This window comes from Microvirga aerophila, assembly GCF_003332305.1.
Taxonomy (GTDB): Bacteria; Pseudomonadota; Alphaproteobacteria; order Rhizobiales; family Beijerinckiaceae; genus Microvirga; species Microvirga aerophila.
In genome coordinates, this window is the sequence record NZ_QOIO01000011.1 from 24,021 (window position 1) to 40,494 (window position 16,474).

General features: G+C 62.9%; 18 protein-coding genes. 11 read left to right on the plus strand and 7 right to left on the minus strand.

Features of this window, described 5'->3' with window-relative positions; all coding sequences use genetic code 11:
• Positions 1-17 precede the first annotated feature (17 nt).
• The 3 genes from DRB19_RS07980 (at position 18) to DRB19_RS07990 (ending at position 3,372) form a co-directional block, all read left to right on the plus strand.
• Positions 18-1,526: a hypothetical protein gene (locus DRB19_RS07980; protein WP_114185515.1), complete on the plus strand. Its 1,509-nt coding sequence runs from the start codon at positions 18-20 to the stop codon at positions 1,524-1,526.
• Between the two features lie 175 nt (positions 1,527-1,701).
• On the plus strand, positions 1,702-2,562 hold the full coding sequence (locus DRB19_RS07985; RefSeq protein ID WP_114185516.1) for an SDR family NAD(P)-dependent oxidoreductase: 861 nt from the start codon (positions 1,702-1,704) through the stop codon (positions 2,560-2,562).
• A gap of 99 nt (positions 2,563-2,661) precedes the next feature.
• Positions 2,662-3,372, plus strand: a complete 711-nt coding sequence (locus DRB19_RS07990; protein ID WP_114185517.1) for a DUF2076 domain-containing protein — start codon at positions 2,662-2,664, stop codon at positions 3,370-3,372.
• 54 nt (positions 3,373-3,426) lie between these two features.
• On the opposite strand, the gene DRB19_RS07995 is transcribed toward DRB19_RS07990, so the two are convergent.
• Positions 3,427-3,756, minus strand: a complete 330-nt coding sequence (locus tag DRB19_RS07995; protein WP_114185518.1) for a DMT family transporter — start codon at positions 3,754-3,756, stop codon at positions 3,427-3,429.
• 564 nt (positions 3,757-4,320) lie between these two features.
• Between DRB19_RS07995 and DRB19_RS08000 the strand changes: the two genes are divergently transcribed.
• Positions 4,321-5,547, plus strand: a complete 1,227-nt coding sequence (locus DRB19_RS08000; RefSeq protein WP_114185519.1) for an SMP-30/gluconolactonase/LRE family protein — start codon at positions 4,321-4,323, stop codon at positions 5,545-5,547.
• A 48-nt stretch (positions 5,548-5,595) separates the two neighbouring features.
• Here DRB19_RS08000 and DRB19_RS08005 read toward each other — a convergent pair whose 3' ends face one another.
• Positions 5,596-6,387, minus strand: a complete 792-nt coding sequence (locus tag DRB19_RS08005; protein ID WP_114185520.1) for a L,D-transpeptidase — start codon at positions 6,385-6,387, stop codon at positions 5,596-5,598.
• Positions 6,388-6,608: 221 nt separating this feature from the next.
• Between DRB19_RS08005 and DRB19_RS08010 the strand changes: the two genes are divergently transcribed.
• The 3 genes from DRB19_RS08010 to groL all read left to right on the plus strand — a co-directional run bounded on the left by DRB19_RS08010 (position 6,609) and on the right by groL (position 9,632).
• Entirely contained in the window at positions 6,609-7,454 is an 846-nt protein-coding gene (locus DRB19_RS08010; protein WP_114185604.1) for a DMT family transporter, read from the plus strand.
• Between the two features lie 198 nt (positions 7,455-7,652).
• A complete protein-coding gene (groES, locus tag DRB19_RS08015; protein ID WP_114185521.1) occupies positions 7,653-7,940 on the plus strand; it encodes a co-chaperone GroES in 288 nt (95 codons plus the stop codon).
• A gap of 54 nt (positions 7,941-7,994) precedes the next feature.
• Positions 7,995-9,632, plus strand: coding sequence for a chaperonin GroEL (gene groL, locus DRB19_RS08020; protein ID WP_114185522.1), 1,638 nt, complete (start codon positions 7,995-7,997; stop codon positions 9,630-9,632).
• A gap of 206 nt (positions 9,633-9,838) precedes the next feature.
• Here the strand turns inward: groL and DRB19_RS08025 are convergent, their stop codons facing one another.
• The 3 genes from DRB19_RS08025 to DRB19_RS08035 form a co-directional block, all read right to left on the minus strand.
• On the minus strand, positions 9,839-10,294 hold the full coding sequence (locus DRB19_RS08025; RefSeq protein ID WP_114185523.1) for a DUF1801 domain-containing protein: 456 nt from the start codon (positions 10,292-10,294) through the stop codon (positions 9,839-9,841).
• A gap of 258 nt (positions 10,295-10,552) precedes the next feature.
• Positions 10,553-11,170: a glutathione transferase GstA gene (gstA, locus tag DRB19_RS08030; RefSeq protein WP_114185524.1), complete on the minus strand. Its 618-nt coding sequence runs from the start codon at positions 11,168-11,170 to the stop codon at positions 10,553-10,555.
• A gap of 33 nt (positions 11,171-11,203) precedes the next feature.
• Positions 11,204-11,656, minus strand: coding sequence for a DoxX family protein (locus DRB19_RS08035; RefSeq protein ID WP_114185525.1), 453 nt, complete (start codon positions 11,654-11,656; stop codon positions 11,204-11,206).
• Between the two features lie 96 nt (positions 11,657-11,752).
• On the opposite strand from DRB19_RS08035, the gene DRB19_RS08040 reads away from it, so the two are divergent.
• Positions 11,753-12,196 carry a MarR family winged helix-turn-helix transcriptional regulator gene (locus DRB19_RS08040; protein WP_245439327.1) on the plus strand — a complete coding sequence of 148 codons (444 nt, stop codon included), beginning with the start codon at positions 11,753-11,755 and terminating at the stop codon, positions 12,194-12,196.
• Between the two features lie 87 nt (positions 12,197-12,283).
• Positions 12,284-12,832, plus strand: coding sequence for a VOC family protein (locus DRB19_RS08045; RefSeq protein WP_147021747.1), 549 nt, complete (start codon positions 12,284-12,286; stop codon positions 12,830-12,832).
• Positions 12,833-12,843: 11 nt separating this feature from the next.
• On the opposite strand, the gene DRB19_RS08050 is transcribed toward DRB19_RS08045, so the two are convergent.
• A complete protein-coding gene (locus tag DRB19_RS08050) occupies positions 12,844-13,668 on the minus strand; it encodes an aldo/keto reductase (RefSeq protein ID WP_114185528.1) in 825 nt (274 codons plus the stop codon).
• Positions 13,669-14,022: 354 nt separating this feature from the next.
• Here DRB19_RS08050 and DRB19_RS08055 point away from each other — a divergent pair, with 354 nt between their 5' ends.
• Together DRB19_RS08055 and DRB19_RS08060 are read left to right on the plus strand one after the other, a co-directional pair.
• Positions 14,023-15,027: a sensor histidine kinase gene (locus DRB19_RS08055; RefSeq protein WP_162815621.1), complete on the plus strand. Its 1,005-nt coding sequence runs from the start codon at positions 14,023-14,025 to the stop codon at positions 15,025-15,027.
• A 131-nt stretch (positions 15,028-15,158) separates the two neighbouring features.
• Positions 15,159-15,569: a cupin domain-containing protein gene (locus tag DRB19_RS08060; RefSeq protein ID WP_114185530.1), complete on the plus strand. Its 411-nt coding sequence runs from the start codon at positions 15,159-15,161 to the stop codon at positions 15,567-15,569.
• A gap of 110 nt (positions 15,570-15,679) precedes the next feature.
• On the opposite strand, the gene DRB19_RS08065 is transcribed toward DRB19_RS08060, so the two are convergent.
• A complete protein-coding gene (locus DRB19_RS08065) occupies positions 15,680-16,465 on the minus strand; it encodes a MetQ/NlpA family ABC transporter substrate-binding protein (protein WP_114185531.1) in 786 nt (261 codons plus the stop codon).
• Positions 16,466-16,474: the final 9 nt, after the last annotated feature.

Sequence of the window (16,474 nt, forward strand, 5' to 3'; positions counted from 1 at the left end):
CGTAAGGGAATGGCGTCATGGCAACGGGTTGGTCGCCTTTCAGGAACCGCTTTGGCAAGAAGCCTCAGGACGAGGCGCAGGATTTCCTGCCCGAGCAGATTGAACAGGCCATGTCCTCCAATGCCGTGCCGGCTCCACAGCCGAGGCCGGAGCCGGTCCTGGTCCGGCCCGACGGGGCCCTCGACTCAGTAGGGCAGAAGAACGAGCTGATCCGCGTCCGCTTCGCGAACCTGATCGACCGGCTTGAGGAAATCCGCAGCCTCAAGGACGATTTCACCCTGCTCAGCGAGCCGGTCTACGACCTCATCCGCGGCTACCCGCAGCTCCAGTCGCGGCTGCTCGAGACGGAAGCCGTGCTCAAGCAGGAGACGGAGACCACGGTGGCTCTGCGCCGGGAGTTGGCCGACCTCACCGGCAGCCAGGCCCGCATGACGGACGACCTGTCTGCTGCCGTCTCCCAGCTGCGCAAGGCGGAGAGCAAGGTCCGCGAGCAGGAATCCTTCATTGAGGACCTGCGCCTGAACGTGAAGGACAAGGAAGCGATCGTCGCTGACCTGGAGAACCAGCTCTCCATCGAGACCGAGCGCGCCCGAAACATTACTGAAGAAAACCAGGCCCTGCGCCTTGAGGCCCAGGAAGCGGACCAGACGGTCGCCCGCGCCGAGCGCGAGCTGATCGAGACCCGCGAAAGGAACGGCCTCCTCGATCACGAGACAAAGCGCCTTCAGAAGGTGGCCGAGGAGCAGAACTACCGTCTTTCAAGCCTCACGAACCGCTATGGCGAGCTGGAGACGCAGCTCGAGGCCACCCGCCAGCGCGCCTCGGAGCTTGAGACCAAGCTCATGTCCGAGCAGGTGCTGCGCCAGCGCCTCGAGACGCAGATCGACTCCGAGCGGTCGGCCCACCAGACCGACCTGTCGGCGCTCGACATGAAGATCGAGGGCCTGAACTCGCGCCTGGGTGCAACCGACAAGATCCTGGCGCATACCCGAGACCAGCTGCGCGACAAGAACGAGGCGCTTCGCGGCGTCGAGCGCAACCTCAAGGAAACCCTGATCGAGAAGAACACCCTCGACCGTCGCCTGGAGGCGACCCAGCAGGAGGTCGAGCGCCAGGTGGCCATGGTCAACGAGCTGCAGCGCTCGCGGATCGAGCTGCAAGAGCGGGTGGAGATGCTCAACAAGGCCATCGCCGCCAAGGACTTCCAGATTGAAAGCTCCGATAACAAGGTCGCAAGCCTGTCCGAGCGCATCGACCAGCTCACCAAGCGGTTCGAGCAGGAGCGGAACACCCTGGAATCGGCCAATCGCCGCCTCACCGAGGAGCTGCAGAACGAGAAGGCCGAGCGCTCTCTCGTGCAGGGCGCCCTGGAGATCGCCCGCGAGAGCCGCATCAAGATCCAGAAGAAGTACATCTCGCTGCGCAAGAAGACCCGCCTCGACGTGCCGGAGGACGATCCGACCCTCTTCGACGAGGAAGAGATCGAGACCAATGTCCGGCCTCTGAAATCCACCGACGCCGAATGACCAAAAGCCCCGCACCCGCTGCGGGGCTTTTGCTTAGAGCGAGCGGCACGGCTCTTCTGCTAGGAGCCCGGTCTTGGCTTGCAATTTTTCGCCCGCATCATTCCCTTGGAGCCAGAGTGACGGTCTCGGGTTACACAAATCGAGCGTCAGCCCACCCATGAGAAGGATACGAGTGATGGCCCATCATCCTGCGATTGCCCGGAACCGCGTTGCCGTCGTCACGGGAGCCGCAAGCGGCATCGGGCTTGCGGCCGCCAAGCGTTTTGCCGAACTCGGCATGAAGGTGTGTCTTGCGGATCTCGCGGGCGATGCTCTCCAGCGCAGCGCGGCGGAGGTCGCGGCAGTTTCCGGTCATCCCGAGAACGTACTGGCGGTGGCGACGGATGTCAGCCGGCGCGAGGACGTCGAGCAGCTCAAGGACAAGGTTTATGCCACCTTCGGTGAAGTGGCCGTGCTGATGAACAACGCCGGAACTGAGGGCGGAGGGCAGATCCTCGGCGATCCGGAACGCTGGCGCGCCATCCTCGACACCAATCTCTGGGGCGTGATCAACGGCGTGCAAATCTTTGCTCCGGCCATGATCGACCAGGGAACGGCTTGCGCCATTATCAATACGGGATCGAAGCAGGGCATCACCACGCCTCCGGGCGATACGGCGTACAATGTGTCCAAGGCTGGCGTGAAGGTCGTCACGGAGGCGCTGGCCCATGAACTGCGCAACAGGCCCGAGTGCAAGGTGACGGCGCACCTGCTCATCCCGGGCTTCGTCTATACGGGGTTCACGAAAGCCCGGGGCGTCACCGAGAAGCCCGCGGGCGCATGGGCGCCGGAGCAGGTCATCGACTTCCTGTTGCCGGCCCTGGAGCGCGGCGAATTTTACGTCCTCTGCCCGGACAACGAAACGACGCGGGACATGGACCAGAAGCGCATCCGCTGGGCTGCCGAGGACATCGTTCAAAACCGTCCGCCGCTCTCCCGCTGGCACCCGGACCATAAGGATGCCTTCGCGCGGTTCATGGCGGCAGAGCCCCAGTAGGGATTTGGCGGGCCGCGAGCTTGGCCGTCGCCTCTAACAAAAGGCTGCGCCATGCCTACATGGAGTTGGCAACGTCCATGTGTCCGAAGGAGGCACGCCATGAACGATCAGGAACGCCAGGTCATCAGCGACATCTTTCGACGTCTCGAGCAGGTGGCGAACCAGCCGCGCGATCCGGAGGCCGAGCGATTGATCGCCGACAAGCTGCGCCAGCAACCCTATGCGCCTTACGCCATGGCGCAGACGATCTTCATCCAAGAGCAGGCGCTCGGAAACCTTCAGGCGGAGAACGAGCAGTTGCGGGCCGAGTTGGAGCAGGCTCAGCGCCAGCCGCAGCAGGGCGGTGGCTTCCTGTCGAGCATCTTCGGCGGCGGTTCGCGTCCGCAGCAGCACGATTACAGGCAGCCTCCTCGGCAGGCCTCCCCATGGGGTGGCGGCCAGTCGCCTTATCAGCAGCCCTACGGCCAGCCGCAGGGCGGCATGATGGGGGGCGGTCCCTGGGGCGGTGGCGGCATGATGCAGCCGCGCGGTGGCGGCGGCTTCCTTCAAGGGGCCTTGTCGACGGCAGCCGGTGTCGCGGGCGGCGTGATGATTGCCAATGCCCTGTCCCACGCGTTCGGCGGCGGAGAGGCTGAGGCTGGCGGTGAAAAGACGGCCCTGGCCGATACCGCCAACAATGCCGGCGGCGATCAGGGCGCCGATGCGGGCAACGCGGGCATCACCGATGCGCTCTATGGAAACGACCAGGGCGGCCACGACGACTTTTCGGATTTCGGCGGCGATGGCGGCGACGGGGGTGATTGGACCTGATCGGATTCCCGCCCCGCAGGCTGCAAGCGCCCGCCTGTCGGCGGGCGTTTTCATTCAGTGGCCGGCCGTCTTCGAGAACAGGTTGATGATGACGACGCCAGCCAGGATGAACCCCATGCCGATGATCGCCGGCCAGTCCAGCGGCTGGCGGTAGGCGAGCCAGCCGACCACGGCGATGAGAACGATGCCGATGCCGGACCAGACCGTGTAGGCGATCCCGACCGGGATCGTTCGCAGGGTCAAGGACAGGCAGTAGAACGCAAGGGCATAGCCGACGATGACAACGACCGAAGGCCAGAAGCGCGTAAACCCTTCCGCGGCCTTCAGAGCCGATGTCGCGACGACCTCGCACACAATGGCGGCAAGCAAATAAGCGTAGTTCATGGCGCGCCGTGTCCGTTCAAGATCCTTTTCTCCAGAAAGGTTCGCTTCCTGTAGAGAAGATAGCCTGTATGTACATATAGGGATCTGAGCGCAATGAATGCATGCCCCTTCGAATGTATAGCTGCTTTAAACAATAGTATTGTCCGCCAAAATTTTATTAAGTTTTGTCTGAGTTGTTGCTTTATTGCTGATTTGTTCTGATTTCGATCTGGCGATTTTGTTATAATATTCGAAAATTCTAGCTTATCGAGAACTTATCCAGAACAAAGTTACATCGAGGACTCCCTTAGTCGGTCCTTAGGAGACGCTCGATCGCGCGGCCAAGGACGAGCGCAGTGCGAGCCGGTCCTGCTTTCGCTGGATTCCAAGGAGTTGCCACCGAATGTGCCGAGGCTCTTCCAAAGAGCACGCCCGACTGAGCCGAAGAGTTATTTCGCCTCGCTCCGAGTATGGGATTGTAGTCCCGCCCTGAGACGCGCGACCAGCGCCGAGGCTGCACAGGGCTGATCAGCCTCCATTGACCCGCAATCGATGCTCTCCAGCCCCACACTCGGAGAGACGCCCATGACGAAGCAAGAAGCCCGCGAAGGCGAGGACGACAACACGCTATCGCGGCGACTGTTCATCACTGCCATGGGGGCGGGCGCGGTGGCTGCCGGATCGGGTGCCGCTTGGGCGCAGGCTCCTTCCCCGGCCGGGCCGCCCAGCACGGTGACGAATCCGCCGCGGGATTTCGGACCCGGCGGCGCGCCCACCACCTATTTCACCGATCCGGACATTCTCTCGGTCGATCCGCTTTTCAACCAATACGCCCAGCCCAACAGCGCGATCGTGCGGCTGTGGACCGGAGCGTTGTGGGCGGAAGGCCCTGCCTGGAACGGGCAGGGACGCTACCTCGTTTGGAGCGACATTCCCAACAACCGCCAGATGCGCTGGATCGAGGACGACGGCCACGTGAGCACGTTCCGCATGCCGTCCAACAACAGCAACGGCAACAGCTTCGATTTTCAGGGACGCCAACTCTCCTGCGAGCACCTCACCCGGCGCGTCGTTCGCTACGAGAACGACGGGGCGGTCACGGTGCTGGCCGATTCGTTCGACGGCAAGCGGCTCAATTCCCCCAACGATGTCGTGCCCCATCCGGACGGCAGTTACTGGTTCACCGACCCACCCTATGGCGGCCAGCTATACGAGGGCGCGCCCGACGTGCAGGGCGGCCCCAGCAATGCGGGCGGGCGTCTCAATCCCCGACTCGGTCAGGCCGTCGGGATTGGCAACGCGAGGCGGGAATTGCCGACCAATTGCTACCGTATCGACCCGAGCCGCCGCGTCGATCTCGTCGTGACCGAAAATCAGGTTCCGGATCCCAACGGCCTGTGCTTCTCGCCCGACTATAGGCGGCTCTACGTGGCCAGCACTGGAAAAGGCCCCGGCGATACGGGCCCCGGCGGCAAGGGCGACGTACATGTGTTCGATGTGGGCACGGACAACAAGCTGTCGAACGGCAGGCTATTCACCGACTGCATGGTCGACGGCGTGAAATGCGCTCCGGACGGTTTGCGCTGCGACGTGGACGGGAACCTGTGGTGCTCAAGCAATGCCGGAAGGGCTGTGGGCTATAGCGGCGTCACGGTGTGGACGCCGGACGCCAAGCTCATCGGGCGCATCCGCCTGCCCGAAGTCTGCGGCAATATCTGCTTTGGCGGCCCCAAGCGCAATCGCCTGTTCATGGCCGCGAGCCAGTCGCTCTATGCGGTCTATGTCAACACGCAGGGAGCGGCTCCCGGCTGACGAGCGAAAGGGGCAGCCCATGAAACGGTGCTGCCCCTCCGGTTTATGCTAGATCACGATCACCGGCGCGCCGACCGGAACGCGGGCATAGAGATCGATCACGTCCTTGTTGAGCATGCGGATGCAGCCCGACGATACGGCCTGCCCGATGGTGTGCGGTTCGTTGGTGCCGTGGATGCGGTAGAGCGACGAGCCGAGATAAAGGGCACGCGCCCCGAGCGGATTGTCGGGCCCGCCTTCCATGAACTTCGGCAGGTCCGGGCGGCGACGCAGCATCTCGGCCGGCGGACGCCAGCTGGGCCACTCCTTCTTCATGCTCACCGTCTTGCGCCCGGCCCATTCGAACCCTGGACGCCCGACGCCGATGCCGTAGCGGATGGCCCGCCCGCCAGCCTGGACGAGATAGAGGTACTTGTTGGGCGTATCGACGATGACCGTGCCGGGCCTCTCGTTGCCCCGATAGGCCACGATCTGCCGCTGGAATTGGGGCGCGATCGCATAGTCAATACTGTTGTCGTAGCCGTTATCGCTCTCGTACCCGCCCGGAAGCGCCGCGACCGCTGTGCCGGAGCGACGGCTGGGACGCGCCTCGTAACGATAGCCCGTCATGGGATCGACGGGCTCGGCCCGGTAATAGGCTCTAGACGAGGGCCGCGTGACGAGCGGGTAGCCCGGGTCATATCCATCCCGGGTCTGGGCATAGGGATAATCATGTCCGGGAACCACCAGCACGTTGCCATAGGCATCCCGGGGAGCCCCGTACGGATAACCTTGGGCAAAGCCCGTGGCCGGGAGCGAGGCTGCCAGGAGAAAGACAGAGCAAGGAAGCCATGCACGCATCGAACCGCATCCTGTGATGTGAATATTCTGGTTAACGACAAGCGTGGCGATTGTTTCCGCCAAGGTGACTGAAATTGGGCGTTTCAGGGAAAAAATCCCTCCGGTCCTTCCACAGCCCTGAAACGGGTGGTGATCGATTAGGCAAAGTGCTGTAAGAGGCGTCACCACCTCAGCCCATGCCGGCCTTTCGTCTCGAGAGCCGCCTTCATCGTCGAGTCATCATGCATTTCGGACCCGCCCTGCGGGCTGCCGCGGGCATCGCGGTTTTGTCCATCATGGATGCGGTCATCAAGGGTATGGCCGCGCATTACCCGATTTTCCAGGTCGCCTTGCTGCGGTTCGTCTGCGGGACGATCATCGCGACTGGCGTGGTTCTGGCGATGCGGCCCGGATGGCCGAGCCGGGAAACGATCCAGGCCAACCTGCTTCGGTCCGTGGTGGCCGTCACGACGGCGGTCAGCTTTTTCTATGCCCTGGGCCAGCTGCCTCTGGCCGAAACCCTCGTTCTGTCCTTCCTGTCCCCCATGTTCGTAGCTCTGTTTGGGCTTCTCCTGCTCAAGGAGCGCGTCGATCTGCGAGTCATCGGGGCGATCGCCGTGGGCTTTTCCGGCACCCTCGTGGTGGTATTGGGCCAGACCGAGGAGGCTGGGGCGGTGCGTTCCCTCTCGGGCGTCGCGGCGGCGCTTTTGTCGGCTGTCACCTATGCCTTAAGCCTCGTCCTGCTGCGCCAGAGAGCTCAGCGCGACAAGTTCATGCACATCGTGTTCTTCCAGAACATCGGGCCGGCCATTCTGGTCATGCCGTTCGGCGTCTATTACTGGCAGCCCCTCGACCTGTCCCATCTCGCTTGGTTCATGGTCATGGGTGTCCTCGGGGTCGCCGGCCATGTCTTCATGGCGACGGCCTACGCCAAGGCTCCGGCGGCCCGGCTCGCACCCCTGGAATACACGGCCCTGATCTGGGCGGCGGCCATCGGCTACGGCGTCTTCAGCGAGATTCCCACTTGGGCGACCCTCGGGGGAGGACTCCTTATTGTCGGGGCCGCCATGCTAGCGTCAAAAAGGTAAGGCTTTACACAGCGGAGCCGTCCCGGTCGTAACCAAAATCCGAAAAGGTTTCGGGTCGATCCACCCCCGGGCGTCTTGACTCGCCCCAGCGCCGCGATTATGTCGCGACTAGCGTTGGCACTCATTCAAAGACAGTGCTAACAGCAGATCAAGACGCGGCCATTGGGGGCTGCGCCAACAGGCATAAGAGGAAGTTCCATGAAGTTCCGTCCGCTGCACGACCGCGTCGTCGTCCGCCGTATTGATGCGGAAGAGAAGACGAAGGGCGGCATCATCATCCCAGACACCGCCAAGGAGAAGCCGCAAGAGGGCGAGATCGTCGCCGTCGGCCCTGGCGCCCGTGACGAGAACGGCAAGGTCGCTGCTCTCGACGTGAAGGCTGGCGATCGCGTGCTGTTCGGCAAGTGGTCCGGCACTGAAGTCCGCATCGATGGCGAAGATCTCCTCATCATGAAGGAGTCCGACATCATGGGCGTGATCGCGTAACACCTGGCGTCCCGCTTCGAAACCCATTTTACAAGTCAACTGGAGGCATAGCCCATGGCTGCCAAAGACGTAAAATTCTCCTCCGACGCTCGCGACAAGATGCTCAAGGGCGTCGATATTCTGGCCGACGCCGTGAAGGTGACGCTGGGTCCCAAGGGCCGCAACGTGGTGATCGAGAAGAGCTTCGGCGCTCCGCGCATCACCAAGGACGGCGTGACCGTCGCCAAGGAAATCGAGCTCTCCGACAAGTTCGAGAACATGGGCGCTCAGATGGTCCGCGAGGTCGCTTCGAAGACCAACGACATCGCCGGTGACGGTACCACCACGGCGACGGTTCTGGCCCAGGCCATCGTGCGCGAAGGCGCCAAGTCGGTGGCTGCCGGCATGAACCCCATGGACCTCAAGCGTGGCATCGACATGGCTGCTGCCGAGGCTGTCAAGGACATCCAGGCCCGCGCCAAGAAGGTCGCTTCGTCCGAAGAGGTTGCTCAGGTCGGCACGATTTCGGCCAACGGCGACACCGACATCGGCGAGATGATCGCCCATGCGATGCAGAAGGTCGGCAACGAGGGCGTGATCACCGTCGAGGAAGCCAAGACCGCCGAGACCGAGCTCGATGTCGTCGAAGGCATGCAGTTCGACCGCGGCTACCTCTCGCCTTACTTCATCACCAATGCCGAGAAGATGGTGGCCGAGCTCGAGGACCCCTACATCCTCATCCACGAGAAGAAGCTCTCGTCGCTCCAGACCATGCTGCCGATCCTCGAGGCCGTCGTTCAGACCGGCAAGCCGCTCCTCATCATCGCCGAGGACGTGGAAGGCGAGGCTCTGGCCACTCTCGTGGTCAACAAGCTGCGTGGCGGTCTGAAGATCGCCGCCGTCAAGGCTCCTGGCTTCGGCGACCGCCGCAAGGCCATGCTCGAGGACATCGCCGTCCTCACGGCTGGTCAGACGATCTCGGAAGACCTCGGCATCAAGCTCGAGAACGTGACCCTCAACATGCTGGGCCGCGCCAAGCGCGTCCGCATCGAGAAGGAAAACACCACGATCATCGACGGCGCCGGCCAGAAGGCCGACATCGAGGCTCGCGTGGGTCAGATCAAGGCGCAGATCGAGGAGACCACCTCGGACTACGACCGTGAGAAGCTCCAGGAGCGTCTGGCCAAGCTCGCAGGCGGTGTCGCGGTGATCCGCGTCGGCGGCGCGACCGAGGTCGAGGTGAAGGAGAAGAAGGATCGCGTGGATGATGCTCTGAACGCCACCCGCGCGGCGGTCGAGGAAGGCATCGTTCCCGGCGGCGGCACGGCTCTGCTCCGCGCCAAGGCTGCGGTTGCCAAGCTGAAGACCGACAACCCGGACGTGAAGGCTGGCATCAACATCGTGCTGCGCGCTCTCGAGGCTCCGATCCGTCAGATCGTCGAGAACGCCGGTGTCGAAGGCTCGATCGTGGTCGGCAAGATCATCGAGAACAAGTCCGAGACCTTCGGCTTCAACGCCCAGACCGAAGAATACGTGGACATGCTCCAGGCCGGCATCGTCGACCCGGCCAAGGTCGTGCGCACCGCTCTGCAGGACGCGGCCTCGGTCGCCGGCCTGCTGGTGACCACCGAAGCCATGGTTGCCGAGCTGCCCCGCAAGGAATCCGCTCCGGCGATGCCAGGCGGCGGCGGCATGGGCGGCATGGACTTCTAAGTCCATACGCACTGCGCTGAACAAAAGAAGCCCCGGAGGAAACTCCGGGGCTTTTGTATTCGCAGAGCATCGAAGTTGAGCGGACCGCTTACACGAGGTTCAGGATCCGTTGATCCGGCGAGGCAGCACGGCCGCTTCGGGCCCAAAGCCGCCGCAGTGTCCGGATGGAGGATCGCGGCTTTCCCTCAACGCCACACGCATTTGATTTACATGCTCTTGCCAGGCAGACGGCTCGCCTGTTTCACCCAGTCGGTGAACTGCGCCTCATCGAAGGGGTGATCCTCATGGATGTCGAGGTAGCGCACGTCCTGCTGTTTCGACTTGCCGGGAGGAAGCGGACAAAGAGCAGCTCCGCGAAAGAAAGCGACTTTCACATATTTGGTGAAACAGTGAATTCCGAGGAACCAGCCTTGATCCTCGATGCCATAGAGGGGCGAGTTCCATTTAACGGACTTCTTCAGGTTAGGGACGGCCTCGGTGATGAGCTCATTGAGGCGGTGTCCGACGGCTCTTTTCCAGCCGGGCATGGCTTCGATATAGGCCCGCACGGGCGTATGGCCGGACCCCTTCGGAATCTGTGGGTTGCCACCAGCCAGAAGCCTAGGCTTGCGTGAGTTCGCCTCATCCATCGCGCGGGCCCTTGCTGGTGCGCTGCGGTACATCGAGCGACTTGCCGACATATGGTAACACGAACAGGTAAAGCCCATTGCGCAGGCAAGGCAAGAGGAAGACGGCGTCGATAATAAAGCCAATCAAGCAGGTCTGCGAATGACGTGTCGGCAAAGATGGCGACAATCCCCAATCAGTCCTGAGCCGTGGTCGTCAGGGTGGCTTCGGGTAAGTATCCTCCGCCCTCATCAACCCTGCCCATAGTAAAAAGCCCCGGATCGCTCCGGGGCTTTTCCTGTTTGTCGTGCGTGTCACGCCGCCTGCTTCAGCAACCCTTCCGCCGCAAGGGCCTCCCGGACCTTCGGGCGCGCGGCCACCCGGTCGAGGAAGGCGCGCAGGTGGCCATATGGAGTCAGGTCCACGGCGTGGTAGTTCGCCCAGCTCGTCACCGTGAACAGGTAGGCGTCGGCAATGGTGAAGTGTTGGCCAGTCAGGTATGGCCGGGTGGCCAGCGCCTGGTCCAGATAGGCGAAGCGTTGGGCGAGCTTGTCCTTCGTGGCCTGTTTCACGGCGTCCGGCGTGGTGGGGTTCCACAGGGGGCCGAAGCCCTTGTGGATCTCCGACGCGATAAAGGCGAGCCACTCGTTCAGGCGGTGGCGCTCCATGGTGCCGTGGGCGGGCGCAAGACCAGCTTGCGGCTGGCGGTCGGCCACGAATTGCAGGAGGGCCGCCGCTTCGGTCAGGACATCGCCTTCGGCCAAGGCAAGGGCCGGCACGTAGCCCTTCGGGTTGATGCTAAGAAAATCCGCGCCGGTTTCGGTCTTGCGGGCCGCCAGATCAACCTTCTCCAAGCTGAGGGGCAGGCCAGCCTCGCGGGCGGCGATGTGAATGGCCAGGGAGCAGGCACCGGGAGCATAATAGAGCTTCATGTCAGGTTTTCCTTGTTTGGCGGTTGAGGTGGCTCAGGCGGCAGCGCGTCCGAGGGTCGGGGCCGGACGGCCGAAGGGCAGGGAGCGCGAGGGGCTGAGGGCATGGGCGCCGTCGCCGAGAAAGGCCTGCGCAACCGACAGCACGATCAGGTATAGCGGGTATTCCCAGCCGCCGCCCGTGCTCGAGAAGACCCAGCCGTTGCCGAGATGGACCCAGGCCGCGCCGAACAGGACCGGCAGGAGGGCAAGTGACACCCAGCGGCTCTGAACGCCGAGGACGAGAAGCGCGCCGCCGATAAATTCAGCCCAGAAGGTCGCGTAGGCGAGGAATGCGGGCAGGCCGAGGGACTCGAAGTACTGGGCCGTGCCAGCCAGGGTGAAGGTCATCCACTTCAGGACGACGCTGTGGGCGATGAACATGATGCCGAGGGAGACGCGGAGCAGAAGAGCGCCATAGGCTTCGGGAGTAGGAGTGGTGCGGGTCATTGGAACCTCCATGCAGATGCATAGATATATGAATGCACTTGCATCGAAATGTCAAACATGATGCAATTGCATAGAAAACAGGGGAGCTTTGCCGTTATGCAAGAACCACCCGAAGCTGTCACCGACGCCTGGGTTCGCCTGATCCGGGCCGGGCGCGAGGTGGCGGGGAAGATCGAGGCCGACCTGAAAGGGGCAGGCTTCCCGTCCCTTGCCTGGTACGACGTCCTCCTGTCCCTCAAGAAGGCGCCGGACGGGCGGCGCACGCCCCGGGAGATCGAGCACGAGTTGCTGTTCGAGCAATACAACCTCTCCCGGCTCCTCGACCGCATGGAGGCGGAGGGCCTTGTGAAGCGCATTCCGTTTCCGGGAGACAAACGCCGTCAGCTCATCGAGATCACCGGGGAGGGGCGGGCCCTGCAGCGGCACATGTGGTCGGTCTACGGTCCGGCGATCAGCCGCTATCTGGGCTGCCGGTTCGGCGAAGGGGAGGCCAGGCAGCTCGCCAGCCTTCTCCAGAAGCTCATGGGCCCGGATGAATGATCCGCAAACCGATCGGAAAACCAGGATCGAAGAACGATCACCCCGTCACCGCGTTCATACCCTTATACGGCTAACGAGGATCGGGACGTGAGTGCGGGACAACAGCATATGTTGAGCAGGTGGCGTCGGGGCTCTTGGGCGCTTGCGATTCTTCGATCACTGGTCCTCATCGTTCCGATGATTGCCGCCGCACCGACGATGAGCGCCCCGGCGGCGCGGCCTGGTTCGACCGCGATCCGGACGCCGGATCTCGACGAATCCGTCCGCTGGTATCAGGACAAGCTTGGCTTCCGCCTCCTGGCAACGCGCAACTTCGTCCAGGAGCGGATGGCTACTCTGGAACGCAGCGGCTTCCTGCTTGAGATTCACGAGGTTGACCATCCGATGCCGCCCGGCTCGTCATCCGATCCTCAGACGACGGCGGCCACCCGCGCTCCCTTGGTCTATCTTCTTGTGCCGGATGTGGACCGTGAGATCCGACGTCTACGCCAGGAGGGCGTCGAAATCCTCGAAGAGCCCGGAGACGATCTGGAAGGCGAGTACCGCACCGCTCAGATCCGCGACAACGGCCGCCACAGGATCGAGCTGCGCGAGCCCCTGAGCGGCGACGTCAGCTTCAATTCCGTAGGCCGGTGAGGCGAGGCCTTTTAGGTGAAAAGCTCCGGGTCGGGGCCGATGCGGCCGCCCGGATTATCAAGCTGGTCGATCACGCTCATATCGTCCGCGTCCAGATGGAAGTCGAACACGTCGATGTTTTGATGGATGCGCGACGGCGTCACTGATTTCGGTATCACGATCAGGCCGTTGTCGAGATGCCAGCGCAGGATGACCTGGGCCGGACTCTTGCCGTGCTTTCGCCCGATGGCGGCAATGCGCTCGTCTTGGATCAGTGTGCCCTGTCCGAGGGGACTCCAGGCTTCTGTCGCGATCCCATGCTTCGCGTGGAAGGCGCGCAGTTCCCTCTGCTGGAAGCCAGGGTGAAGCTCGATCTGGTTGAGAACCGGCACGACGCCGGTCTCGTCGAACAGCCGCTGCAGATGTGCGATCTTGAAGTTGGACACGCCGATGGATTTCGCGCGTCCTTCCTGCTTCAGCTTGATGAAGGCCCGCCAGGTATCCGCATAGGCCTCGCGCTTCCAGACCGGCCAGTGGATGAGGTAGAGGTCGACATAATCCAGCCCCAGGCGCTTCAGGCTCGCGTCGAAAGCTTTCAGCGTGGTGTCGTAGCCCTGGTCGTCGTTCCAGAGCTTGGTGGTGATGAAGAGATCCTCCCGCCCCACATCCGTCGCGCCGATCGCCGCCCCGACGCCTTCTTCGTTGCGGTAGATCGCAGCCGTATCGATGGAGCGGTACCCGGCGTCGATGGCCTCCCGGACGGCCGCCGCGGCCTCGTCGTTTGGGACTTGCCAGACGCCGAAGCCGAGCTGAGGCATGATCCTGCCGTCGTTGAGCGTGACACTGGGATGGGACATCGGCATTCCTCGTCTCTGGGTTGGAAGCATGAGCCGGAACAGCTAGGGCGGGTTCCCCCCAGGACAAAGCCGCGGAACGCAGAGCCGCCTTGCGTTTTGCAGGGGCGGAGGTCGTCGCAGGGTGGTCGGAAGCCTACGTCGTGGCTGGCGAAGGCCCGCCCGAGTCCAGACGAAAGGAGGCGGGGTCCCGGATCGGGGGCTGGCGGCTCTTCATGCAATATATTATAATATAGTAAACACGTCAGCTCGGTGCCTTTCCGTTTTTGAGTGCCTGAAAGACTGACGTGTCGATTTGGGGGGCACATGCCGGGATGGGGGAGCTGGGAATCCGTCCAGCAAGAGGCCGGATATACCATGCCGAAGCTCAGCGAGCAGAACTACCGGACGCTGATCGAGCTTTGCCCTGACGCTCTGATCGTTCACGACGGCCGGACCATCCTTCTGGCCAATCCGGCCATGGCGCGCCTGGTCGCGGTGCCGTCCGCCGTCGGGATTGTCGGGCGCGCCATTCTGGATTTCGTGGCTCCTTCTTCGCAGGCCGTTGTAGCGGAGCGCATCCAGCACATGCATCGCGCCGATCCGGCGCGCCTCATCAACGAGACGTGGAGCCGAGTCGATGGAACCGAGGTTGAAGTCGAAGTCGCGGTCGCGCCGATGCCTTGGGTTGGGCCGACAGCCGCAATGGTCATCGTCCGCGACGTGACGGAGCGCCGCCGGCTGGAGGCCGAACGCGAAACCTTGCTGGCCGAGAAGGAGCTTCTCATGCGGGAGGTTCATCACCGGGTCGCCAACAGTCTGCAGGTGGTGCGGGGACTTCTCAATCTGCAGGCCCGCGGCGCCACATGCGAGGAGGTGCAGATCCAGCTCCGCGCAGCCTCGGCGCGGATCAGTACGATCGGCATCCTGCACAGCCGCTTGCAGAAGGACAACTCCGCCGTGGAAGGGGAGGTGACCGCCTATCTCGAGGGCGTGATCGCGGATCTTCGCATGTCGTTGGGTGAGAGCTACAAGCGGCCCATCATCCTGGATGCAGCGGAAGAGCCTCCATTGACGCTCAAGGCGGATCTCCTTGTCGCCTTGGGGTTGATCGCCGCCGAGGCGGTCACGAACTCCATCAAGCACGGCGAGGGCGAGATCCGGATCTGCCTGACCAAGAACGACGGCAGCCTGACCCTCACCATCGAGGATGAGGGCCAGGGCTTTCCGTACGGCTTCGACCCGGCAAAGGACGGCAAGGGCCTGGGCATGCGCATGATCGCGTCTCTTACGCAGGCGAGGGGCGGTAAGGTCACCGTAGGCGCGCCGCACGCCGGCGCTTTCGTCCCCCAGAGTCGGATCGCCGCCATCCTGCCCCTGTAGCGGGGCCCCAGGCAGGACAGCCCTATGGGCATGTCTACAGGCCGGGGAGACGCATAACTGTATGTTGACATGCCTGTCGGTCAGGCGTGGAATCTGGTGCGCTGGGGTGGCCTCTTGGACGGGAGGAAACCATGGAACGCCTTAACCGTCGCCATGCGCTGATCAGTCTTGCGATCGCGCCCACGCTTCTTTCAGCCGAACAAGCCGCCGCTCAAGGGTCTGGTCCGACAGAGGGTCGGGAAATCGCTCCTGGCGTTCGTCGCGTGGATTATACGAAGCGGGAAACGATGATCCCGAATTACAAAACGGTGTCCATGCGGGACAACATCTACCAGCCGGGCGCCAGCACCAGCGGCTCAACCATGGCCAATGATATGGTCTGTCACATCCTGGAGGGCGAACTGACGGTCGACACGGGCTCTGGTGACACCTTGTACAAAAAGGGCGACGTGTGGTCGTGCGCCAAAGGCATGCCCGAGCGCAGCAAAAATACCGGCAGCACGGTTGCGATCATGCGGGTGATCGACATGCTGACCACATAGCAATAGGCCCGTCGGAACAGGGCCATTCTTTCAATGGCGCATGACAGGGTGCGATAAGAAAAAGGCCGGATTCGATGTCCGGCCTTCGGTAGCGAGGTTCGACAGGAGCCTTACCAGCTCGTGAGAACCGCGCCTTTGAACTTCTCCTCGACGAACTGCTTCACTTCCGGGGTGCGGTACGATTCGACCAGCGCCTTGACCCAGGGCTTGTCCTTGTCCTCGGCGCGCACGGCAATGATGTTGACGTACGGACCCTTCGGGTTCTCGCGCGTGAGCGCATCCTTCACCGGATCGAGTCCAGCCTGGGTGGCGTAGTTGGTGTTGATCACGGCGGCATCCACGTCGTCCAGCACACGGGGCGCCTGAGCAGCGTCGATTTCGACGAACTTGAAGTTCTTGGTGTTGGCCGTGATATCGAGGATGGTCGGCTTGAAGCCAACGCCCTCTTTAAGCTTCAGAAGCCCCTTGTCCTGCAGGAGCAGGAGCGCGCGGCCACCATTCGTGGGATCGTTCGGGATCGCGATGGTCGCGCCGCTCGGCACGGCGTCGAAGGCCTTGTGCTTCTTCGAATAGATGCCGATCGGGAAATTCACGGTCTGGGCGACGGTTTCGATCTTGTAGCCGCGATCGGTCTTCTGGTTGTCGAGATAGGGCTGGTGCTGGAACGAGTTGGCCTCGATCTCGCCGGAAGCGAGCGCGGCGTTCGGCACCACGTAGTCGGAGAATTCCACGATCTTGAGATCGAGGCCCTTCTTGGCGGCGATCGGCTTCACGGCTTCGAGGATCTGGGCGTGGGGGCCCGGGGTCGCGGCGATGCGAATGGTTTGCGTCTGCGCCAGGGCCGGCAGGGCGGCCAGGGACAGGAGGGCGGCCAGGCCCAGTTTCTTGAACGACATGGAAGACTC